The organism is Hydrogenophaga sp., assembly GCF_030651625.1.
In the GTDB taxonomy this organism is placed as follows: domain Bacteria; phylum Pseudomonadota; class Gammaproteobacteria; order Burkholderiales; family Burkholderiaceae_C; genus Hydrogenophaga.
Genome location: NZ_JAUSCF010000035.1, coordinates 106,316 through 126,458 on the forward strand (window position 1 = coordinate 106,316; position 20,143 = coordinate 126,458).

Annotated in this window: 23 protein-coding genes; 12 read left to right on the forward strand and 11 right to left on the reverse strand. The window is 64.5% G+C overall.

The window, feature by feature from the left end; genetic code table 11:
* Positions 1 to 16: 16 nt before the first annotated feature.
* From Q7V46_RS17305 to infA, 3 genes are all read left to right on the forward strand, one after another.
* A complete protein-coding gene (locus Q7V46_RS17305) occupies positions 17 to 781 on the forward strand; it encodes a hypothetical protein (RefSeq protein WP_304914811.1) in 765 nt (254 codons plus the stop codon).
* A gap of 389 nt (positions 782 to 1,170) precedes the next feature.
* Complete coding sequence (locus tag Q7V46_RS17310) at positions 1,171 to 1,437, forward strand: hypothetical protein (protein WP_304914812.1); 267 nt, start codon at positions 1,171 to 1,173, stop codon at positions 1,435 to 1,437.
* 27 nt (positions 1,438 to 1,464) lie between these two features.
* Positions 1,465 to 1,719, forward strand: a complete 255-nt coding sequence (gene infA / locus Q7V46_RS17315) for a translation initiation factor IF-1 (protein WP_056265133.1) — start codon at positions 1,465 to 1,467, stop codon at positions 1,717 to 1,719.
* A 56-nt stretch (positions 1,720 to 1,775) separates the two neighbouring features.
* Here infA and Q7V46_RS17320 read toward each other — a convergent pair whose 3' ends face one another.
* The 5 genes from Q7V46_RS17320 to Q7V46_RS17340 form a co-directional block, all read right to left on the reverse strand.
* On the reverse strand, positions 1,776 to 2,579 hold the full coding sequence (locus Q7V46_RS17320) for an SDR family NAD(P)-dependent oxidoreductase (protein WP_304914813.1): 804 nt from the start codon (positions 2,577 to 2,579) through the stop codon (positions 1,776 to 1,778).
* 156 nt (positions 2,580 to 2,735) lie between these two features.
* Positions 2,736 to 3,842: a patatin-like phospholipase family protein gene (locus Q7V46_RS17325; RefSeq protein ID WP_304914814.1), complete on the reverse strand. Its 1,107-nt coding sequence runs from the start codon at positions 3,840 to 3,842 to the stop codon at positions 2,736 to 2,738.
* Between the two features lie 33 nt (positions 3,843 to 3,875).
* Positions 3,876 to 4,970, reverse strand: a complete 1,095-nt coding sequence (locus Q7V46_RS17330; RefSeq protein ID WP_304914815.1) for a 3-deoxy-7-phosphoheptulonate synthase — start codon at positions 4,968 to 4,970, stop codon at positions 3,876 to 3,878.
* A 125-nt stretch (positions 4,971 to 5,095) separates the two neighbouring features.
* Positions 5,096 to 5,731, reverse strand: a complete 636-nt coding sequence (locus Q7V46_RS17335) for a PolC-type DNA polymerase III (protein ID WP_304914816.1) — start codon at positions 5,729 to 5,731, stop codon at positions 5,096 to 5,098.
* Between the two features lie 146 nt (positions 5,732 to 5,877).
* Positions 5,878 to 7,161, reverse strand: coding sequence for a hypothetical protein (locus Q7V46_RS17340; protein ID WP_304914817.1), 1,284 nt, complete (start codon positions 7,159 to 7,161; stop codon positions 5,878 to 5,880).
* Positions 7,162 to 7,684: 523 nt separating this feature from the next.
* Here Q7V46_RS17340 and Q7V46_RS17345 point away from each other — a divergent pair.
* From Q7V46_RS17345 to Q7V46_RS17370, 6 genes are read left to right on the forward strand one after another with little or no spacing between them, the layout of a single operon-like run.
* Entirely contained in the window at positions 7,685 to 8,080 is a 396-nt protein-coding gene (locus Q7V46_RS17345; protein WP_304914818.1) for a type IV pilin protein, read from the forward strand.
* Positions 8,081 to 8,087: 7 nt separating this feature from the next.
* On the forward strand, positions 8,088 to 8,561 hold the full coding sequence (locus Q7V46_RS17350) for a GspH/FimT family protein (RefSeq protein ID WP_304914819.1): 474 nt from the start codon (positions 8,088 to 8,090) through the stop codon (positions 8,559 to 8,561).
* A complete protein-coding gene (locus tag Q7V46_RS17355) occupies positions 8,558 to 9,103 on the forward strand; it encodes a type IV pilus modification protein PilV (protein ID WP_304914820.1) in 546 nt (181 codons plus the stop codon). Before Q7V46_RS17350 ends, Q7V46_RS17355 begins: the two co-directional genes overlap by 4 nt.
* On the forward strand, positions 9,100 to 10,200 hold the full coding sequence (locus tag Q7V46_RS17360) for a PilW family protein (RefSeq protein ID WP_304914821.1): 1,101 nt from the start codon (positions 9,100 to 9,102) through the stop codon (positions 10,198 to 10,200). The genes Q7V46_RS17355 and Q7V46_RS17360 overlap by 4 nt, the downstream gene beginning before the upstream one ends.
* Positions 10,197 to 10,757, forward strand: coding sequence for a PilX N-terminal domain-containing pilus assembly protein (locus tag Q7V46_RS17365; RefSeq protein WP_304914822.1), 561 nt, complete (start codon positions 10,197 to 10,199; stop codon positions 10,755 to 10,757). The genes Q7V46_RS17360 and Q7V46_RS17365 overlap by 4 nt, the downstream gene beginning before the upstream one ends.
* A 26-nt stretch (positions 10,758 to 10,783) precedes the next feature.
* Complete coding sequence (locus tag Q7V46_RS17370) at positions 10,784 to 13,798, forward strand: pilus assembly protein (protein ID WP_304914823.1); 3,015 nt, start codon at positions 10,784 to 10,786, stop codon at positions 13,796 to 13,798.
* Here Q7V46_RS17370 and Q7V46_RS17375 read toward each other — a convergent pair.
* Positions 13,771 to 13,914, reverse strand: coding sequence for a hypothetical protein (locus Q7V46_RS17375; protein WP_304914824.1), 144 nt, complete (start codon positions 13,912 to 13,914; stop codon positions 13,771 to 13,773). The genes Q7V46_RS17370 and Q7V46_RS17375 overlap by 28 nt on opposite strands.
* Before the next feature lie 38 nt (positions 13,915 to 13,952).
* Here Q7V46_RS17375 and Q7V46_RS17380 point away from each other — a divergent pair, with 38 nt between their 5' ends.
* Together Q7V46_RS17380 and Q7V46_RS17385 are read left to right on the forward strand one after the other, a co-directional pair.
* Positions 13,953 to 14,417: a CoA-binding protein gene (locus tag Q7V46_RS17380; protein ID WP_304914825.1), complete on the forward strand. Its 465-nt coding sequence runs from the start codon at positions 13,953 to 13,955 to the stop codon at positions 14,415 to 14,417.
* Positions 14,418 to 14,498: 81 nt separating this feature from the next.
* Positions 14,499 to 15,824 carry an O-acetylhomoserine aminocarboxypropyltransferase/cysteine synthase family protein gene (locus Q7V46_RS17385; protein WP_304914826.1) on the forward strand — a complete coding sequence of 442 codons (1,326 nt, stop codon included), beginning with the start codon at positions 14,499 to 14,501 and terminating at the stop codon, positions 15,822 to 15,824.
* 33 nt (positions 15,825 to 15,857) lie between these two features.
* Here the strand turns inward: Q7V46_RS17385 and Q7V46_RS17390 are convergent, their stop codons facing one another.
* The 5 genes from Q7V46_RS17390 to Q7V46_RS17410 all read right to left on the reverse strand — a co-directional run bounded on the left by Q7V46_RS17390 (position 15,858) and on the right by Q7V46_RS17410 (position 19,164).
* The gene (locus Q7V46_RS17390; protein ID WP_304914827.1) at positions 15,858 to 17,231 is read right to left on the reverse strand and encodes an ATP-binding protein; all 1,374 of its coding nucleotides are present in this window, start codon (positions 17,229 to 17,231) and stop codon (positions 15,858 to 15,860) included.
* Positions 17,232 to 17,315: 84 nt separating this feature from the next.
* Entirely contained in the window at positions 17,316 to 17,720 is a 405-nt protein-coding gene (locus Q7V46_RS17395; RefSeq protein ID WP_304914828.1) for a response regulator, read from the reverse strand.
* Between the two features lie 229 nt (positions 17,721 to 17,949).
* Positions 17,950 to 18,261, reverse strand: a complete 312-nt coding sequence (locus Q7V46_RS17400; protein WP_304914829.1) for a BON domain-containing protein — start codon at positions 18,259 to 18,261, stop codon at positions 17,950 to 17,952.
* A 71-nt stretch (positions 18,262 to 18,332) separates the two neighbouring features.
* Positions 18,333 to 18,773: a BON domain-containing protein gene (locus tag Q7V46_RS17405; RefSeq protein ID WP_304914830.1), complete on the reverse strand. Its 441-nt coding sequence runs from the start codon at positions 18,771 to 18,773 to the stop codon at positions 18,333 to 18,335.
* Between the two features lie 142 nt (positions 18,774 to 18,915).
* Positions 18,916 to 19,164 carry a CsbD family protein gene (locus Q7V46_RS17410; RefSeq protein WP_304914831.1) on the reverse strand — a complete coding sequence of 83 codons (249 nt, stop codon included), beginning with the start codon at positions 19,162 to 19,164 and terminating at the stop codon, positions 18,916 to 18,918.
* A 343-nt stretch (positions 19,165 to 19,507) separates the two neighbouring features.
* Between Q7V46_RS17410 and Q7V46_RS17415 the strand changes: the two genes are divergently transcribed.
* On the forward strand, positions 19,508 to 20,143 hold the full coding sequence (locus Q7V46_RS17415; protein WP_304914832.1) for a response regulator transcription factor: 636 nt from the start codon (positions 19,508 to 19,510) through the stop codon (positions 20,141 to 20,143).

The window sequence follows — 20,143 nt, forward strand, 5'->3', positions numbered from 1 at the left end:
GTCTCATAGCAGCCTTATGACGACCTCTGAAGACCGCAAGTCCTTTGCATCCCGTGCGGGTGAGCAGCCGTTCTCGCCGCCGGCGCCCCGGCCTTTTTACCCTTGGATGCTTCTGGTGCTGGTGCTGGTGGCCGCAGCATGGTTTGGTTTTCGCAGTTTTCAGGAGACCTCCACTCTGGTACCTGTCGCAGCGCCACCTGCCGTGCCTCCCGTTTCGCCACAGCTGCCCACGCCCGATGCGGCGCAAGCTGTTGTGGCGCCGCTATCTCCCTCTGTCCCTCAGACCATGGCCATGAAGCGCTGCACCCTCAACGGTCAGGTCAGCTACACCGATGGGGACTGCCCAGCCTTGGCCCAGGTGGAGGCCGTCAACCTCATGCCCAACAGCGGCTGGACAGGATCGTCAAGCGCTGGGCGTACGACGATCGAGCGATGCAAGACCAGCGACAACCGCTATTTCTGGTCTGCCTCCCCTTGTCGGCAGCGGCTGGCGCAAGTGGACCGCTACGCCACGGTATCGGCGGGCATTCCTTTCGAACAGCAGGTCCATGAGGCAGAGGAACAACGGCGTGCCGCGAGGCCACCGAGTTCAGCGATTGCGCCATCCAGCGTGGCCACGGCAACAGGGAGCGGTGCCAAAGCCAGGCAGTGCAAAGCGCTGAACGACGAAATCGTGCATCTGGATGCCTGGGCCCGCCAGCCGCTGACGGCCTGGCAACAGGACCGAATCCGGGAGAGACGCAAGGCGGCTCGGGATCAACAATTTGCGCTGAAATGTTGATGAAGCCCCGTTGTATTGGTAAACAACGGGGGGTGGCACGTTTTTCGCACCGGTGTTACATTAACTGGTTCGCCTTGAGCGACTGGCCGCGTCCGGGTCTTGATGAACCGATGCATGAACCCCGGCAGAGGGTTTGCCAGTCAAGCCCCTCCATGGCGGGCCATGCCAGCCCCGTGCCTTTGCAAGCCCGGCGCCGTGGCAATACCTCCCTCCTGTCGCCGATGCCCCTGCCGAGGCTCGTGCGCCGGTTCTGGCGAGGTGTGTCAACACCTCGTCATATCCGGATGATTCAGTAGGGTACCCCGGCGCCTGGGGCTGCCAATGTGTTTTTTGTGGGCGTATCCGGTTTTGCGGCGGTTGCTGCGAATCCAGCCCTTCAGTGCTTTTTGATGATTCATACGACAACGATTAAAACGACGAGACTCTCGCCACTCACCTTGGGCAAGTACCGCATTGCGGCCTGCCCCCGTCCACTGCCGGGCGGATTGTTTGCCGCGCAGGTGTCCATCGCCAGCGGCAGCGGCAGCGCATCCACTGCCCGCCTCATGCGCTTTGACAGTGCATTTCCCACACACGACGCGGCGGTCGACTACGCCCTCGCGCAAGGCATTGACTGGGTGCACGACACAGCGCGCCTGTCGGTGCGACCGAACTGACCGATACTTCAGGAAAAGGAAAACACCATGGCCAAAGAAGAACTGATTGACATGATGGGCATCGTCAACGAAGTGCTGCCAGACACGCGTTTTCGCGTGACGCTGGACAACGGGCACCAGTTGATTGCTTACTCAGCGGGCAAGATGAAGAAAAACCACATCCGCATCCTGGCGGGTGACCGGGTTTCTCTTGAACTCTCGCCCTACGACCTGACCAAGGGCCGCATCAACTTCCGCCACATCGAGGGCCGCGGCCCGATGGTGCCGCGCAAGCCGCGCTGAACGGGGTCTTCTGAGCTGGCCGGGCGTTTGATCGGCCAAGCTCCCAGGGGGTGGTATCACATGCCCATGCCCCCATCCACCGGCAGGCCCACGCCGGTGATGAACTTTGCCGCGTCCGAACACAGGAATGCCACGGCATCGGCCATGTCTTCCACCGTGCCCAGGCGTCCCAGCGGTGTCTGATCGACGATGGCGGCCACCGCCGCTGCTGGCGAGGCAAACAGCCCGGCCGCCACGACGTCGCTGGCGAGCTTCATGCCCATGTCGGTGGGCACCAGACCGGGATAAATGGCGTTCACGCGCACCCCGTAACCCAGCTTGCCTGATTCCATGGCCGCCACGCGGGTGAGGCGGTCCACGGCCGACTTGGTGGCCGAATAGCCGGCAATCGCCGGAAATGCGATGGTGGCCGCCACAGACGCGATGTTCACCACAACACCTCCCTTGCCGGCTTCACCGCCCGGGCGCATCACCCGAAACGCGTGTTTGAGGCCCAGGGCGGTGCCCACGATGTTCACGTCCAGCATGCAGCGCAGGGCCTCGGGGTCCAGGTTGACCAGCAAGGCGGTCTCTTCGATGCCGGCGTTGTTGATCAGGATGTCAAATCGTCCGAAGTTCTCCAGCATGGCGTTGGCGGCAACCAGCCACTGTGCCTCGTCCGTCACGTCCAGTTCAATGAATGCGACATCGCCTCCGGCCGCTCCCAGTTCGCGCGTGGCCTGACGACCCTCATCCACCCGCACGTCGCCAATCATCACCGCTGCACCAGCCTGCGCGAGTGCCCGGGCCATTCCCGCACCCAGCCCGCGAGCCCCGCCAGTAACCAATGCCGCTCGTCCCTGAAGGTTGAATGTCGACATGGGTTGCTCCTGTGTGGTGTTGTGTGGCGCTCATTAAGTACGCCTGAAATCCGCGACTTTATCCACCGGGAAATCCTTGATCGCACCGCCCCTGTCGGATTTGACACCTTCGCGCGTTGGCTGGGGGATGCCCTTGCTCGCAACGAGGTTGGCAGTTCAGCCGAAAAGCTGCTTCAAGTCTGCCGAGCTGTGCGCGCCCACGTCGGAAAAATGGTCCAGAAGCCAGCGCTGTCCGTGTTCCCGCCCCAGCGTGAACAGCATTTCGAAAAAGCGCTGCCCCGCCGCCGCCTTCGTTTCAGAGCCCAGTTCACGCATCAGTTCACCGGGCTCGATGGCGTGAAACCGGGCCTGAGCCAGTCGGTTTTCCAGCTGGCCCCGGCGCCACCGAGGGGTGTCCAGGGCGCGCGAGCCCAATTGGGCAATCAGGCGCATTTCCCGTAGAAACGTGGCATTGAAAGCCAGTTCCATCGTGCGCTGATCGATGTCCTTGGCCGACTTGGGCGCGTCTCCCCAGGTCAGTGGCGTGAGCAAGATCAGCAGCGTGTCGCGAGCCTGGCAATCCAGCAGCAGCGGATAGACGGCAGGATTGGCTGAATAGCCGCCGTCCCAATGTGGCTGGCCGTCGATCAGCACGCTGCGGTGCAGCCGGGGCAGGCAGGCCGAGGCCAGCAGCGCGTCCAGGCTGATCTCCGGGTTCTGGAACAGACGCAGCCGGCCGGTGTTGGCTTCGGTGGCCGCAATGAACAGCCTCACTGGTGAACGGACGCGCAGTTGTTCAAAATCGATCTGCGTCTTGATCACATCGCGCAGCGGATTGTGGTCAAAGGGGTTGAGCTGCTCGGGCGACAGGTAGTGTGTCCACTGCAGCATCAGTCGCATGGCCGGGGCGAGCCGGAAGCCCAGGCCATCGGCCGTGGGTACGGCACCCTCAAACGGCAGGCTGCTGGCAACGGCCGTCCAGAAGCTGCGCAGGGCCTCTCGAGCTCCTTCGTTTCCACCCGTCATCAACCCCTGGGCCAGCACCACCGCGTTCATCGCCCCGGCACTGGTGCCACTCACCCCGTCAAAGCCCAGCCTGCCGTCCTCCAGCAAGGCATCGAGCACCCCCCAGGTGAAGGCGCCATGCGCACCGCCGCCCTGCAGTGCCAGGTTCAACGTGGGTGGGGTGCTCGCTCGCCAGGGCAGTCGCATGTCGGTCTTTCGGTCCTTGAACTTTCCATGTTCGCATGCTTGCTGGACTGCAATGCAAGGAGCAGGATCCATGATGCTGCTTCCTGAGCCCGAGGCTGGATCTGTTCATCCCCTCCTTGTCCGTACCGCATCGGCGAGTGCTTGCAGCACCGGCACGGTCTGCTCGAAACCGATGCAGGCGTCGGTCACGCTCACGCCTTGCTTGAGCGGCTGGCCGGGCACGATGTCCTGCCGCCCTTCGTTGATATGGCTCTCGATCATCAGCCCGGTGATGCGGTGGTCACCTGCGGCGATCTGCCTCGCCACGTCGGCCGCCACCTCGATCTGCTTGCGGTGCTGCTTGCTGCTGTTGGCATGTGACACATCGATCATCACCTGTTCACGCAGCCCTCCGGCCTTGAGCACGGCGCAGGTCGCATTCACATCGTCTGCGCTGTAGTTCGGCGCCTTGCCGCCGCGCAGGATGACATGGCAATCGGCATTGCCGCGCGTCTCGAAGATGGCGGCCTGGCCCATCTTGGTCATGCCCATGAACGCGTGTGGCGCCTGCGCGGCCAGGATAGCGTCGCTGGCCACTTTCACACCCCCGTCGGTGCCGTTCTTGAAGCCAACCGGGCAGCTCAGGCCGCTGGCGAGCTGGCGGTGACTCTGGCTCTCGGTGGTGCGCGCGCCGATGGCACCCCAGCTCACCAGATCGCTGATGAACTGCGGGCTCAACAGATCCAGGAATTCGGTGCCCACCGGCAGGCCCAGCGCCAGCACGTCCAGCAGCAGCTGGCGGGCCATTTCCAGTCCTTCGTTGATCGCGAAGCTGCCATCCAGGTGCGGGTCGTTGATGTAGCCCTTCCAGCCCACGGTGGTACGTGGTTTTTCAAAGTACACGCGCATGACGATGAGCAGTTCGCTGGCGTGCGCATCGGTCTGTGCCTTCAGCTGGCGCGCGTACGCCATGGCCTGGTCGTGATCGTGGATGGAGCACGGACCCACCACCACGATCAGGCGGTCGTCGCGCCCGTGCAGCACCTGCGAGATGGCTTTGCGGCTGCTTTCCACCAGCGCCTGCACCGCATCTGGCGCAGGCAGCCACTCCTGCAGAAGCGCGGGCGTGATCAAGGGGCGCACCGCGCCAATGCGCAGGTCGTCGATTCGGGTGGTGTCGTGCGTGGACAGAGAGGCGGCGGGGTGAACGTGCTGGGTCATGATGCCGCGATTGTCGCAGCCGAATGTTTCAGGGCATCCATTCAGCCAGCGATCGCGAGACACGCGGCGGGGTGGTCGCGGCCGTCGTGCATGAGCTGCAAGGCCGGCGCCACCAAACGTCAGCGTCACCCTCCTGCGCGTCCCAACCGTTGAACGCCGGCGTTCGTTCCTAGCAGCTTGGGCAAGGCTTTTCTGGCGCAGCGCTGCAGGGACATCAGGAAGCCATGGTGGGGGTCGACCACGCCGTGGCGCTCGCAGAGGTCGCGCTGGATTCGCGCGAGCAGCTCGGCGGCCATCTCGGCATCGGCCAGGGCGCGGTGCGCCTGTCCGGTGCGCGGCAGCTGAAACCAGTCCACCAGCACGCCGAGCCTGTGGCTGGGCACCTCTGGGTACAGCCGGCGCGACAGCAGCACGGTGCAGGCAAACGGGTGCGGTGCCGGCAGGCCTGCGCGGCTCAGTTCGGCTTGCCAGTAGCGCTGGTCAAACCCGGCGTTGTGGGCCACCAGCGGGGTGTCGCCGACAAAGCGGGCGGCGTCCGTCATCACGGCTTCTGCCGGTGGCGCTGCGGCGATCATGGCGTTGGTGATGCCAGTGAGCTGGGTGATGAACGACGGGATGCGCACGCCCGCGTTCATCAGGCTCTGGAAGCGGTCCACCACCCGGCCGGCTTCGGTGAGCACGATCGCCACTTCGGTGGCGCGGTCGCCCATGTTGGGCGAGATGCCGGTGGTTTCAAAATCGATGACGGCGATGCGGGCCATGGCGTGGGCAGGGGCGCTGCCGCTGGGTCAGAAGTCTGCATGGTATCGCCTGCACCACAGCCCCGGGCGGCCAACGCAGGGGGTTGACGCCCCTCCGCGCTGTGGCGACCCCGCGAAGGGCGTTTCACGCAGGACGCAAGACCCGATCAAAGTGCCGCGCACTGGTCTTCTTTGGACGACGCCGTGTTGCCCGAGCCGGTGGGGGCAGGCGCGTTTTCCTTGCATTGGAGGTTGCCGCGTGCGCGGTTGCCGTTCAGGGTCGCGCCGCCGCGGTTTTTGAAGATCTGGATGTCGCCATCCACCCGCAGGTTCAGCAGCGAAATCGAGCCCGGGTTTTCTTCCAGCTGCACATTGCCGCCCACGGCCGCGCCGTTGACCACCACGCGCTGGCCGTTCTTGATCTGGATCGAACCCCCGTAGGTGCCTGCGCTGACCTGCACCACGCCTACCCGGTCGCCCTGCAGGTTGCCGTTGACCGCCACGTTGCGTGCGTCCACCGAGGCCCCGGATCCGAGCTGGATGTTGCCGGTGAGCCGCGTGCCGATGAGCTCGCAGCGGGCACCGCCCGGCACGCTCACGTTGGCGTAGGTCTGCGCACCCAGGCTCACGTTCTGGCAGGTGACATTGCTGCCGTTGGCGAAGGTGGCCGAAGGAAGGCTGGAGGTGTCGCCCGGGGGCGGGTTGGCCGGCGGGTTGTTGCCGCCACCCGTACCGCCCGTACCACCCGTCGGGGTGCCCGCGCCACCCAGCCCGCTGCACTGGTCCTCCAGCGATGCGGCGGTGTTGCCCGAGCCCTGCGGTGCGGGGTTGTTGTCCTTGCATTGCAGGTTGCCGTTGATGCGGTTGCTGTTGAGGGTCGCACCGCCGCGGTTGCTGAACACCTGGATGTTGCCGCCCACGCGGTTGCCCTGGGCGATCAGCTGGCCCCGGTTGCTTTCAAACTGGATGTCGCCGTTGATGGTGCTGCTGACCACCGTGGCCCGTTGGCCCTGTTTGACCTGCACGCTGCCGGTGAGGCGTGTGTTGCCAGCCAGCAGCACGCTGGCGGCGCCGTCGCCCTGCACATTGCCGATCACTTCCACATCGCGCGCGTCCAGCACACTGCCTGCGTTGAGCTTGATGTTTCCGTCCACCCGGGTGTTCTGCAGCACACAGACCTGGCCAGCAGGCACTTCGATGTTGCCGGACGAGACCGCACCCAACGCCACGTTGCCGCAGCTGTACAAGGTGTTGGGAACCGGCAGGGGTCCTGCAGGCAGCGCAGGGGCGGCCGCCAGCGATACCGGCGCTGCCTCAGCCTCGCCACCTCCGCCACCCCCGCCGCAGGCTGTCAGCACGCCAGCAAACAAGGCAAGCGGCCAGAGCGCAAGGGAAGAGCGAAGATCATTGAATGAAACGGAACGCGAAAACGGATGGGTCGTGAGGTGCATGGTTTTCTCCTGTGAATGCGAGTCGCCCCCAGGATGGAGGGCGCACAGACAAAACGGAGTGGGAGCAAGAATATTCCGGGGCTTCCAGGCACCTTGTAACAACCCGTGATTTCCTTCGCATTGGCTGTGATGTTTGGTCAGGTCGTGGCGCACAGCCGCTGTGTACTGGGCGCCTATCAATGTCTTGGGTGAACATTGAAAACGCTCAAATGACGGTCGTGATTTGTCTTGCTTGTTGCCTTGTTGCCTTGTCGCCATGGCCGTCTGCTGCACTCAACCATATCTTCCGCGCCCCAATTCGGTGCTTTCACAGTTCGGCAATGGTTGATGGTCGATGAAACCGGCCATTGCCAGGTTCTGCAGTTTTCGCGGCCTATCCATAAGTGGTAGTTCCCGGGTGTCATTTTTCACACTCGGGACCGCTCAAGCCCCGTTATCGACCGTTCATCTCTGGCCCACGCGACACTACCGCAACTCCGGGGAGTATCAAAAGGAAACAATATGCATATTTACATCTAAGAACATGTCCCATTCCTCGCGCCAGACTGGTTTCACGCTCATCGAAGTGATGATCGTCGTCGCCATCGTGGGCATTCTGGCGGCCATCGCCTACCCCTCATACGAAGAATACGTGCGGCGTTCCAAGCGCGCTGAAGTGCAGTCCCTGATGCAGGACCTGGCCTTGCGCCAGCAGCAGCGGTTGCTGGACACCCGTGCCTTTGCCGCCACGCTGGCCGCCCTGAACGTGGTCGTGCCCCCCTCGCTCACCACGCGCTACAACGTCACACTGACCGTGGGTGCGGGCGCCATGCCCGGTTTCGTGGCCACCGCCACGCCCATCAACGGCCAGGTGAACGACACCTGCGGCGTGCTCACCCTCAATCAGACCGGTGCCAAGACGCCAGCGAACTGCTGGTGAAGGCCCCATGAACCGCGCCCTTCTCACCCGTCACGCCGGGTTCACATTGATCGAACTCATGGTGACTGTGGCCATGGCGGCCATTCTGGCCGCCTTGGCAACACCGTCGTTCCGTGAGCTGATCGAGGCCCAGCGCCTGCGCGACACCGCCTTTGGCCTGGTCAGCGATCTCACACTGGCCCGCAGCGAGGCGATCAAACGCGGCGGCAATGTGGCCATCACACCGGTCGCCGATGCCTGGTCGGGCGGCTGGACGGTGGCGGTGGTGGACGGGGGTGACCAGCTGAGCGAACAGCGTGCCCCGGGCACCGGCGTGAGCATGGACACGGTCACAGCCAATGTGGTGTTCGACCGCAACGGCCGCAGCAGCAACGCCAACATCGTGCGCTTCGAACTCACCACCACCAGCCGCAACCGTTACCGCTGCATTTCCATTGATCCGTCGGGCCGCCCGAAGAGTGTGGCCGTGGAGTGCCCATGAACCACACCTGCCCGTCGAGCCCCCGCCACAAGCAGCAAGGCATGGCGCTGTTCGAGATCCTCATTTCGCTGCTCATCACCGCATTCGGTGTGCTGGGTTACATCGGCTTTCAGGCCCGCACGTCGGTGGCTCAACTGGAGGGCTACCAGCGCACCCAGGCGCTGATGCTGATCAACGACATGGCCGAGCGCATTTCCTTGAATCGAGAGAACGCCGCTGCGTACGTGGCCGACAACATCGGGGTGGCCGATCCGGGTGACTGTGCCCTGGCGGTGGGCCGTGTCGCGGCCGATACCTGCGAGTGGGCTTCCCTGATCCGGGGTGTGGCCGAAGAAGAAGACGGTGCGAGTGTGGGCGCCATGATCAACGCGCGTGCCTGCATCATCAGTCCGGCGGCCAACGAATACGTGATCAGCCTGGTGTGGCAGGGCGTGCAGGCCAGTGGCGCACCCACCACGGCCTGTGGCCAGGGTGCCTATGCCTCCGAAGACACGCGCCGCGCTGTCACCACACGCGTGCAAATTGCGGACCTGGGCGCATGATGAACTCTGCCGCCATGTCCCGTGATGTGCAGACGCACCTGCAACGCCCTGCCGTGCAGCCACTGGTCTTGGGCCGACGGGTCGACCTGCAGGCAGCGGGTGTTGCTTCTGCGGCCCGGCGCGCGCGCCAGCACGGCCTCTCCCTGGTGGAACTGCTGGTGGCCATGGCGATTGGTCTTGCCTTGCTGTCTGCGCTGGTGACCATTTACGTCAACGGCAGTCGCAGCAACCTCGAGCAGGAACGCAGCGTGCGCCAGCTGGACAACGGCCGCTATGCAATGGAGGTCATCGGCGAGGACATCAGCATGGCCGGGTACTACGGCGATGTGGTCGTGGAAGATTTGACGTTCGGGCCTGTCGATGCCTGCGCCAACACGCTGGGCACACTGGGCTGGAACGCCGCGACCGCCACCGGGCCGGTGGCCATCACCGGCCTCGCTGCCGATGAAGCCGCAGCCGCCGCCTGTCTGGACAACCATCTGGCGGGCACGCCGGCCCTGTTGATTCGCCGTGTGGACACCGCCCGCCTGCAGCCGGCCGCCGCGATGGCTGGCACCCCTTACCTGCAGACTTCGCGCTGCGTCAGTGACCCGGTGGCCACCAAGTTCGTGCTGGCCGCCGCCACAGCGGATTTCACCTTGCGCACCCTGGATTGCGCAACCGCCAACACGGTACAGCGCTACATCACCCGTATCTACTATGTGGCCCGTTGCAACGAGTGTGGAATTGACACTGTGCCCACGCTCAAGGTGGCCGAGTTGCGAGGTGCCGCCTTCGCTTCTGTTCCACTGGCCGAGGGCGTGGAAGACATCGCTTTCGAGTTTGGCTTCGACACCGACGCCAACGGCAGCGCCGACGTGTACCAGACCGGTCTCAGCGGCGTGGCAGGGGCCGATAACGACTGGAGCAATGTGGTGGCGGCGCGCGTGTACCTGCTTACCCGCACCACCGAAGCCACGCCGGGCTTCACCAGCGACCGCACCTTCAACCTGGGGCTGGCAGGCGCGCGCGGCCCGTTTGCCGACACCTTCAAACGCCGCGTGTACGTGATGACCAACCGACTCAATAACGTCGCCGGCCCGAGGGAAACGCCATGACCTCCCTGCACCGCCAGCAAGGCGTCACGCTGATCGTGGCCATGGTCATGCTGCTGCTCATGAGTCTGATGGCAGCCAACGCCTTCAAGAGCTCGGCCAATGACCTGCGCATCGTGGGAAACACCCAGGCGCGCCAGGAATCCCTCGCCGCAGCCCAGAAGGCGATTGAAGAGACCATCAGCAGCAGCACCTTTGCCACGGCGCCCGAAACCGTGGCCGTCACGCCAGTGACCATCGACATCGACGGTAACGGTACCGTCGACTACACCGCCACGCTCGATCCCCAACCCAACTGCTTCCGCACCCGTGTGATCAAGTCGGTCGAACTCGACCCCGCCAATGCCAACGACCTGAGCTGTTTTCAGAGTGGCAATGTGCAGGCCAGCGGCATCGAACAGGAGGGTGCCGCGGTCACCGCCGGCAATTCGCTGTGCGCCACGATGGAATGGAACATCGGTGCGCGCGTGCAGGACGCCACCACCGCGTCCGACGTCACCATTCACCAGGGCGTGTCCATCCGCGTGCTGGAAACCGAGGCGGAGGCCCAGTGCCTCTGAGCCGCCTCGTCCCAAAGGAAAAAGCCATGACACACACGCTCAGATCCTGGATCCAGAAGAGCCTGCTGTGCCTGGGGCTCGCGCTCTCGGGCGGTGCGCAGGCCCAGTACACCAGCGACATCGATATCTATTCCGCTTCAGGTTCGGGCGAAGCGCCCAACGTGCTGTTCGTGCTGGACAACACGGCCAACTGGAGTCAGGCTTTTGAATACGAAATCGCGGCACTGATTGACGCATTCAACGCATTGCCAGTGAACAGATTTCGGGTCGGTTTCATGTTGTTCACCGAAACCGGAGGCGACAACAACAACACCGCCGGTGGCTACGTGCGCTCTGCCATTCGACCGCTCGACGCAGACTACCGCAACAAGCTCGGCGCCATGCTTTCCGGACTGGATCGTCTCGGTGACCGCAGCAGCGGCGGCAAGGCCGGCATCACCATGGCCGAGGCCTACTACTACCTGGCCGGCAAGGCTCCTTACGCTGGCAACGGCAAGGCCAAGACCGATTTCACTGGCAACACCGTTGGCAACGCACAGTCGCAGGCGATCTACAGCCTTCCGGGCAACGCGCTCGCAAGCAAGAATGCCAACCGTTACAACGCACCCAGTGTGGGTGGCACCTGTGACCGTAGCTACATCATCTACATCAGCAACGGCGCAGTCCAGGACAACACGTCGGACACCGCTTTGGCATCCGAATTCCTGGATGCGGCTTACCGCGAAGAAGGGCTGACGCGCCCGCCAGAGGTCGTCATCAACGGCCCGACCGGTTCGGCCACCAACAAGGCCGACGAGTGGGCTCGTTTCATGAGACAAAGCTCGCTGGGCATCGCGACGTACACCATCGACGTGAATCCGGTGCGCACTGGCCAGGGTCCGGGCTGGACCGCGCTGCTCAAAAGCATGGCGGCCGTGAGTGGCGGCGAGTATTTCGCCGTCAATTCCGGTGTGGGCGGGGGCGAAGAAATCCAGCTGGCCCTCTCCAACATCTTCAACCAGATGCTGGCAGCCGACAGCGTGTTCGCGTCGGCCAGCTTGCCGGCCAGCACCAACGCCCGGGGCTCCTACAAGAACCAGGTGTATTTCGGCACCTTCCGACCCGACCAGCGGGCGGCCCCGCGCTGGCGCGGCAACCTCAAGCAGTACAAGTTCTCCTACGACCCGACCACCGATACGCTGGCCCTCAGCGACGCCAACGACAACCCGGCTGTCACCGGAGCGACCGGGTTCTTCTCGCCCTCGGCGGAGTCGTACTGGAGCACCGCCAGCACGTTCTGGTCCAACCAGTTGATCGGCACGCCCCCTTCGGCCTCCGACTTGCCCGATGGCGAGGTGGTGGAAAAAGGCGGGGTGGCGCAGCGTATCCGCATCCAGAATGCGACCACCCAGGCCAATCGCAGGGTGTTCACCTGCGTGGGTTGTGGGAGCGGCACCAACCTGGCCACCAACGCCAGTGCGGAGTTCGCCTCTGGCAACACCGCGATCACGAGCGCCGGGCTGGCCGTGCCGGACGCCACGTCCCGCACGGCCCTGATCAACTGGGTGCGTGGCACCGACAACCGCGGCGACGAACTCGGCCCGGGCGGCGCCACCACCATCCGCCCTTCCGTGCACGGTGACGTGCTGCACGCCCGCCCTGCGGTGGTGGACTACGGCGGCAGCACGGGCGTGGTGGTTTACTACGGCTCCAACGATGGAATGATGCGTGCCGTGAATGGCAACAACGATGCCAATGGCGGCAACGAACTCTGGGGGTTTGTGCCGCAGGAACATTTCCCGCGCCTCAAACGCCTGTACGACAACTCGCCCGCCGTGCGCCTGTCCACGTCCCTGGTGCTGGACGAAGCGGCAATCGACCGGCCGACCCCGCGGGACTATTTCGTGGACGGCCCGATCAGCGTCTACCAGAAGCTCAACGCTGCCGGCGTCACGGAAAGAGCCATCCTCTACTTCGGCATGCGCCGCGGGGGTCGCTTCCTGTACGCGCTGGATGTGACCAATCCCCTGCAGCCGCGTTTTCTCTGGAAGAAAACCAACGCCAACATCGCCAGGCTGGGACAGACCTGGTCAGAGGCCCGCGTTGCCCGCATCCGTGGCAACACCAACCCGGTGCTGATCATGGGTGGGGGCTACGACGCCGTGGCCGAAGACGCCGCCACGCCGGGCACCACGACCATGGGCAATGCGGTGCTGGTGCTCGATGCTTTCAGCGGCGAACTGCTGAAATCGTTCGAGACCGATCGCAGCGTTCCCGCCGACGTGGCCATCGTGGATTCCGATGCCGACGGTTATGTGGACCGGGCCTATGCAGTCGATGTGGGCGGCAACATTTACCGCATCGATTTCGAGAAGGATGCCGAGGGTGATGTGGATGACTGGGAGATGTACAAGCTGGCCGCGCTGGCGGGTGGCAACACCCGCAAGTTCCTTTATCCGCCCGATGTGGTCGTGACACGCCAGTACACCGCGGTGATGGCCGGTTCCGGTGACCGCGAAAAACCTTTGGCCACGACCAGCGCAGACGCGTTTTTCACGGTGTTCGACCGCAATACCAGCAAGGTGCCTCCCCTCACCACGCCCACCGCCATCACGGCGACGGATCTCGCGGCCGTCGGATCGACAGCTGACGCCACCCAGGGCTGCTATCTCTCGATGGACGTACGCGGCGAAAAAATTGTCAACGCCCCGGTGACGGTGGGCGGCATCACCTACTTCAGCACCAACCGGCCCTTGCCCGCCACCGAGTGCCGCGCCAATCTGGGCCAGGCCAGGGTCTACGCGGCGCCGCTGTTCTGTACCGCACCCCAGGTGGAGATCCTGACCACGGGCGGTCTGCCACCCAGTGCAGTGGCCGGCACGGTCGAAGTGACCTACACCCAGACCAACGAGGATGGGACCACCACCGAAGGCCAGAAGCGTGTGCCCTTCATCATCGGTGGCATCAACCCCAAGGGCTCTCCGATCGAGGCGACCAAGGTCAACCCCTTGATCTCGCCCCAGCGCAAGCGCAGCTACTGGTACCTGGAAAACGCCCGCTGAGCCGTGCCGTTGCAGGCCGCTTCGGTCTGCACGTTCAGATCAAGAATGCCCGCGCCTCTGCGTGGCCGCGTGCTTCCTGTGCGCCGCACCTTCTGGTAACGTGGGGTGGTGGGCATGCCTTCGCCCGCTCCGAAACGACAGCCAGGGCCCCTTCATGCAGGACGATATTCCCACTCTGCGCCGCATCCTCCATCGTGACCGCACCATTGCTGTGGTCGGCCTCTCGGCCGAATGGCACCGCCCCAGTTTCTTCGCGGCCAAGTACCTGCAGGACCACGGCTACCGCATCGTCCCTGTGAATCCGAAGTACCCCGAGATCCTGGGGGAGAAGTGCTATGCGCGGCTGGAAGACATCCCGTTCCCGGTGGACATGGTGGATGTGTTCCGCAAGGAAGTCGACATTCCCCCCATCGCACAGAGTGCGGTCGCCATCGGTGCCAAAAGCCTGTGGCAGCAGCTGGGTCTGCGCAGTGAAGCGGCCGACCGCATTGCGACCGCCGCCGGGCTCGATTCGGTGTGGGACCGCTGCGTGAAGATCGAGCATGCCCGACTGTTTGGCGGCTTGAACTGGGCTGGGGTGAACACCCAGGTGATTTCCGCCAGAAGGCCCCTTCCCTGACCGTTCCACATCCATCTGCCGTTCGGCCTGAAACTCTCGACGGCCTCAGACGCAACACCACACCACAGCGCACCGCACCCCATGGCCGATCGCCACTTCCACCCCGAAACCCTGGCCATCCACGCCGGCCAGATTCCCGACGCCGCCACCGGCGCGCGGGCGTTGCCGATCTACCAGACCACCAGCTTCGTGTTCGACAGCGCCGACCACGCCGCCAGCCTGTTCAACCTGCAGACCTTCGGCAACGTGTACTCGCGTCTGTCGAACCCCACCGTGGCCGCACTGGAAGAGCGGGTGGCGGCACTGGAGGGCGCGCGGGCGGCCGTGGCCTGTGCCAGCGGCATGGCGGCTGAGACCCTGGCCCTCACCACCTTGCTCCAGGCAGGCGACCATGTGGTGGCCGCCGGTGCGCTGTATGGCGGCAGCGTGACCATGCTGGCGGTGAACCTGCGCAAGTTCGGCATCACCACCACCTTCGTGGACGCCACCGACCCAGCCGCCTTCTCCGCCGCCATCGAGCCGAACACGCGCGCCATTTTTGCCGAGACGCTGGGCAATCCCAGCATGGTGGTGCTCGACATCGCCGCGATCGCCGATATGGCCCACGCCCACGGCCTGCCGCTGATCGTGGACAACACGGTGCCCAGCCCCTTCCTGTGCAACCCGGTGGCCTTCGGGGCCGACATCGTCATCCACAGCGCCACCAAGTACCTCGCCGGCCACGGCACCACGCTGGGAGGGGTGGTGGTGGAAGGCGGCCACTTTCCGTGGGACAACGGCAGGTTTCCCGGCATGACCGAGCCTTCGCCCGGATATCACGGTGTGAGGTTCTACGAGACCTTCGGCAACTTCGCCTTCACCATGCGCTGCCGCATGGAGGGCCTGCGCGTGTTCGGTGCGGCGCTGGCACCCACCAGCGCCTGGCAGATCCTGCAGGGGGTGGAAACGCTGCCCCTGCGCATGGAGCGCCACTGCAGCAATGCGCTGGCCGTGGCCCGCTACCTGCAAGACGATCCGAGGGTGAGCTGGGTCAACTACCCCGGCCTGCCCGACCACCCGCAGCACGCGCTGGTGCAGCGCCAGATGCGCGGCGCCTCCGGGCTGCTGGCGTTTGGTGTGAAGGGCGGCGGTGTTGCGGGCCACGCGAATGGCGCACTGGAAGCCGCTGTGCGTTTCATCGAAGGTGCCCAGTTCATGAGCCATCTGGTCAACATCGGCGACACCCGCACCCTGATCAGCCACCCGGCCAGTACCACCCATCGCCAGCTGGATGCTGCGCAACAGCTTTCAGCCGGTGTGCTGCCCGACATGGTGCGCATCTCTGTCGGGCTGGAGCACATCGACGACATCCTCTGGGACATCGATCAGGCGCTTTCCAAGGCTGCTGCATACACCCAGGTCGGTTGATTCATTGGCCGACGAGGCACCTGCCTTGGCGGTTCAGGCGGTGGTCGCCGATCTGGCTGGTGGCGCTGTGGCGCCGGGGCTGGTGCGGATGGGCAGTTCGGCGCTGATACGGGTGCCCTGTGCCGGGCCACTGGCGATGGTGAGCCGCCCAGTGTGGGCTTCCACGCGCACGCGCATGCCGCTCAAGCCGTGGTGGCCGGCCCCGACGTCGCCCACCCGGAAACCCATGCCGTTGTCCCGCACGGTCACCACCGCCCGGTTGGCCCGCTGCTCCAGCGTTACCCAGACGTTGCTGGCGCGCGCGTATTTGCTGATGTTGGTCAGTGACTCCTGCACCAGTCGGTACACGGTGAGCTCGGACTCCTTGTCCAGCGGCACCGGCGACAAGGTGTGGACCACCGGAATGTTCAACGAGGCCGCTGCGTCTTCACACAGCACTTCCAGCGCCGCCACCAGCCCCAGCTGGTCCAGCGACGACGGTCGCAGGTTCTCGACGATGCGGCGCTTTACCGCGATGCTTTCATTGAGCCGCTGTTCGATGCCGCTGGCCCGCTGCAACGCCACCGCCGGCACGTCGGGCACCCGCCGCAGGCGTGCGAGTTCGAGCTTCATGGCGGTCAGCAGGCCGCCCATTTCGTCGTGCAACTCGCGTGCCAGGCGGCCCCGTTCGTCTTCGCGGGTGTTGACCAGGTAGCCGGCCAGTTCCCGCAGTTCGGCGGTGCGCAGCGCGATCTGTTGCGCCATGTGATCGCTCTCGCGGGCCTTCTGGGCATCGAATTCGCGCAACTGGCGCAGGAACAGCCCCAGCGCCACCAGTGATACCACGACCGCCAGGTGCAGCGCGAGCCGGTTCAGCATGATCGCGTCGAAGAGCGAGGCACGGGCGGTGTTCTGCACGGCTTCCGCACGCTCAAGAACCGCTTCAAAATCCCGTCGCAATTCGGCGTGGTCGGCCCGCCCGCGGTCGCTGCTGGCCAGGGTGCGTGCGCGCACGCGCTGCCCCTGGTCCACCGCGGCCACCCATTCGTCCATCTCGGCCACGCGGTCGGCGATGCGGGTGCGCACCGCTTCCACCGACACGATGCGCTGCGGGTCCACGCTTTCAATGAGCTGGAAAGCGCCGCGTTGCACCTGGTCCAGTTCGTTCAGCGAAGTGCGGTAGATGTCCAGGTCGGTCTGGTTGCCGTTGAGCAGGTAGGCCCGCGCCGCGGTTTCGGCGTCGGTCAGGGCCTGCAGCGTGTTGGCGGCCTTGATGTGGGCATCGGTCAGCGCAATGCCGCGCTCCAGCGTGGCATGGGAGTGCTGGTAGGTGCTCTCGTTCACCGCCACGGTGATCACCGCCAGCGCCACCACCACGGGCATCACGAAGCGCGTGCGCGCCACGCGCTCAATGGACGACTTGATCATGGTCGGAAGATACCAGCGATGCACCCGGCTTCAGCAGACTGTCCCGGTGAGCCGGAAAAAGCAGGCGGGTGGTTCCTCACCGATTCAGCCCAGTGCCCCGGGTGCTGTGGCGGTGCCATCGGCCACCCGTGCGCAGTAGGTGATGAGTTCTTCCAGTTCGCAGGACTTGTCGAAGACCCGGTCCGCTCCCAGTGCCGCACAACGGCGGCGGATGTCGGCCGACGCGTAGTTGGTGAGCACCACCCGGCGCACCGCCAGACCGGCATCCTTGGCCGCCTGCAGCACGCCGAGCCCGGAGCCATTGAGCAGGAAGATGTCAATGATGAGCAGGTCCACCTGATTGCCCGCTTCGTGCAGCCATGCCACCGCGCTGGCCTCATCGCCCGCGCTGCCCACCACCTCGACGCTGGTCAGCTCTTCCAGCGTGGACACGAGGTTCTCGTAGATCAGCGGGTTGTCCTCGACGATGAAGGTTTTCAGTGTGGACATGGTCGATGGGGGCAGCCGGTGTGGGGCTTGCGATGGCCGTCTTCGTCGACCTGATGGGGGATGCCAAACGCCCGGCCACAGGTCGGTCACCGAGCGCTTGGCAATATTTTGTTTCATTGACGACAAGGCGTCTGTAGGACGCCACCTACATCGACAGCGGATTCTGCAACGCAGACCGGCCCGCCGTTTCCAAGCAGGGCGCGACCGATGAGCGTTCAGGTTTCAGTGGTCACTGGATGATGATGTCGTTGCGAACCGACTTCACGCCGGGTGTGGCCCTGGCCAGGGATTCGGCGTGCGAGCGTTCGACACCTGTCTTCGCAAAGCCCGACAGCTGCACTGTGCCGTTCAGGGTCTCGACATTGATCGCGAGCGCGCTGACCGTCGAGTCCTGGGCGAATCGCGCCTTGACGCGGGTGGTGATGGTGGCGTCGTCTATGAACGCGCCAACGGTTTGCTGGTCGCGCGCCACGGCGCAGCCGGTGAGCTGGACAACAGAGAGAGCGGTGGCCGCAGCCAGCACGATGTGAGCGATTTTCATGTTTTCCTCCAGATTGAAGCGGGCGGATGACCACCTCGCTGGTGGCCATCCCCCAGTGGAACCTCAGGCGTTCAGCTGCTCTTTTCCACCAACAGGCGGTTGTCCACAGCCACCACGCCGTCAATGGCGGTGACCAGGCTGGTGGCCCTTTCACGCGCGGTTTCATCGGGTGCGGTGCCGATCAGCGCCACACGGCCGGATTCGGTGTCCACCTCGATGTCCATCACGCTGAGTGCGCCGTCGGCGGCCAGAGCCGCCTGAACCTTGGCGGTGATGGCCATGTCGTTCGCACCATCACCGATCTTTTCACCGGCTTGAGACCCTGCAGCCTGGAGGTCACGGGTGGCTTCCTGCACGGTGGTACTGCCTTCGTTGGTCGCCGAACGAGCGGAATCGGCGGACCGATCGATCTGCTGACCTGCGGTTTGATTGTCGGATGGGCCGCAGGCCGCCATCAAGGCGGTGGCTGCGGCGGCTGCGATCAGGGCGGTGTAACGTTTGCTGTGTGTCATGGTGATGTCCTTTTCCTCCCGCCGGGACGTCCGGCGGATGGGTCAATGATGGATTTCAGAAGGGGGTGTGTCGGTCGGCAGACGCCGCATCGGCGTGTCGGACAATGCCGACATCGACCGACACAAAGTGGCGTTCGCTCGATCAGACCTTGTCGGTCGGTCGCACGCTGGAGGGCTTGCTCAGCCAGTCGTCGCCGAGCTTGCGCTCCCATTCGGTGACCTGGCGGTCGGCCTCGTCCTTGGCGCAGCCATAGCGTTCCTGGATCTTGCCGGCCAGCTGTTCGCGGCGGCCCGCCACCACGTCGAAGTCGTCGTCTGTGAGCTTGCCCCACTGCTCGATGACTTTGCCCTTGGCTTGCTTCCAGTTGCCTTCGATTCGATCCCAGTTCATGTGCTTCTCCTTGAAAATTGATGAGGTTTGGCAGGTCGGTGGGTACCGACCCCGGCCTGCGTCGCTTGCAGCGCGTTGCCGTGACTTCACTGTAGGTGGGCTGGAAATGCAGGCCTGTCGGGCAAACGGCGGGTTTTTTGTAGGACAACGCCGATGCGCCGGCCATCAACCCGGACAGTGGCGAACTGGGGCTTTCCGCCCGTCGGGCATACGGCGACAATCGCTCACGCAGAGCTGGCCGGCCTCCACCTTGGTGCGGGAGTGAGTCTGGTGTGTGAGAGCTGGACGGATTGCCCCGCCGCAGGCCTGTTAGATTTTCGGCATCCGAATCACCGAGAACTTCATGATCAAAGTAGGCATCGTCGACGACCACGCCATCGTGCGCACCGGTCTGCGCCAGTTTCTCTCCGAGCATGTGGACCTGCGGGTGGTGGGTGAGGCCAACGACGGCCGCGAGGCGCTGGAACTGGTGCGCGAGGGCAACGTCGACGTGCTGCTGATGGATATATCCATGCCCGATCACGGCGGTGTGGATGCGCTGCAGGCCATCAAAGCGCGCTACCCCGATCTGGCGGTGCTCATCCTCAGCGGTTTTCCCGAAGCCCAGTACGCCACCACCCTGCTGCGCTTTGGTGCCAGCGGCTACCTGAACAAGGAATGCCCGCCCGAAGACATCGTCGCTGCCATCCGCGTGGTGGCACGCGGGCGCCGCTACATCAGCCCGGCGGTGGCCGAGTTGCTGGCCGACAGTGCGCTCGGGCCCGCCGAAGACCGCCCCTTGCACGAGCACTTGTCGGAGCGCGAAATGCAGGTGTTCCTTCGCCTCGCTCAAGGGGAGACCATCGGCGCCATGGCCGAGACCATGTTTCTCAGCGTCAAGACCGTGAGCACCTACCGCACTCGCGTGCTGCAAAAACTCAAGCTGGGCAGTAACAGCGATCTGACCTACTACGCGGTAAAAAACGGCCTCATTCAGTAG

Coding starts and splice junctions, on each gene's coding strand:
- Q7V46_RS17335 (WP_304914816.1), bottom strand. CDS start 5,731: ATGGCCCGCATCGCCGTCATCGATTTTGAAACCACCGGCATCTCGCCC.
- Q7V46_RS17320 (WP_304914813.1), bottom strand. CDS start 2,579: ATGTCGACATTCAACCTTCAGGGACGAGCGGCATTGGTTACTGGCGGG.
- Q7V46_RS17305 (WP_304914811.1), top strand. CDS start 17: ATGACGACCTCTGAAGACCGCAAGTCCTTTGCATCCCGTGCGGGTGAG.
- Q7V46_RS17360 (WP_304914821.1), top strand. CDS start 9,100: ATGATGAACTCTGCCGCCATGTCCCGTGATGTGCAGACGCACCTGCAA.
- Q7V46_RS17365 (WP_304914822.1), top strand. CDS start 10,197: ATGACCTCCCTGCACCGCCAGCAAGGCGTCACGCTGATCGTGGCCATG.
- Q7V46_RS17325 (WP_304914814.1), bottom strand. CDS start 3,842: ATGGATCCTGCTCCTTGCATTGCAGTCCAGCAAGCATGCGAACATGGA.
- Q7V46_RS17415 (WP_304914832.1), top strand. CDS start 19,508: ATGATCAAAGTAGGCATCGTCGACGACCACGCCATCGTGCGCACCGGT.
- infA (WP_056265133.1), top strand. CDS start 1,465: ATGGCCAAAGAAGAACTGATTGACATGATGGGCATCGTCAACGAAGTG.
- Q7V46_RS17380 (WP_304914825.1), top strand. CDS start 13,953: ATGCAGGACGATATTCCCACTCTGCGCCGCATCCTCCATCGTGACCGC.
- Q7V46_RS17405 (WP_304914830.1), bottom strand. CDS start 18,773: ATGACACACAGCAAACGTTACACCGCCCTGATCGCAGCCGCCGCAGCC.
- Q7V46_RS17375 (WP_304914824.1), bottom strand. CDS start 13,914: ATGCCCACCACCCCACGTTACCAGAAGGTGCGGCGCACAGGAAGCACG.
- Q7V46_RS17395 (WP_304914828.1), bottom strand. CDS start 17,720: ATGTCCACACTGAAAACCTTCATCGTCGAGGACAACCCGCTGATCTAC.
- Q7V46_RS17355 (WP_304914820.1), top strand. CDS start 8,558: ATGAACCACACCTGCCCGTCGAGCCCCCGCCACAAGCAGCAAGGCATG.
- Q7V46_RS17400 (WP_304914829.1), bottom strand. CDS start 18,261: ATGAAAATCGCTCACATCGTGCTGGCTGCGGCCACCGCTCTCTCTGTT.
- Q7V46_RS17410 (WP_304914831.1), bottom strand. CDS start 19,164: ATGAACTGGGATCGAATCGAAGGCAACTGGAAGCAAGCCAAGGGCAAA.
- Q7V46_RS17385 (WP_304914826.1), top strand. CDS start 14,499: ATGGCCGATCGCCACTTCCACCCCGAAACCCTGGCCATCCACGCCGGC.
- Q7V46_RS17310 (WP_304914812.1), top strand. CDS start 1,171: ATGATTCATACGACAACGATTAAAACGACGAGACTCTCGCCACTCACC.
- Q7V46_RS17345 (WP_304914818.1), top strand. CDS start 7,685: ATGTCCCATTCCTCGCGCCAGACTGGTTTCACGCTCATCGAAGTGATG.
- Q7V46_RS17330 (WP_304914815.1), bottom strand. CDS start 4,970: ATGACCCAGCACGTTCACCCCGCCGCCTCTCTGTCCACGCACGACACC.
- Q7V46_RS17390 (WP_304914827.1), bottom strand. CDS start 17,231: ATGATCAAGTCGTCCATTGAGCGCGTGGCGCGCACGCGCTTCGTGATG.
- Q7V46_RS17340 (WP_304914817.1), bottom strand. CDS start 7,161: ATGCACCTCACGACCCATCCGTTTTCGCGTTCCGTTTCATTCAATGAT.
- Q7V46_RS17370 (WP_304914823.1), top strand. CDS start 10,784: ATGACACACACGCTCAGATCCTGGATCCAGAAGAGCCTGCTGTGCCTG.
- Q7V46_RS17350 (WP_304914819.1), top strand. CDS start 8,088: ATGAACCGCGCCCTTCTCACCCGTCACGCCGGGTTCACATTGATCGAA.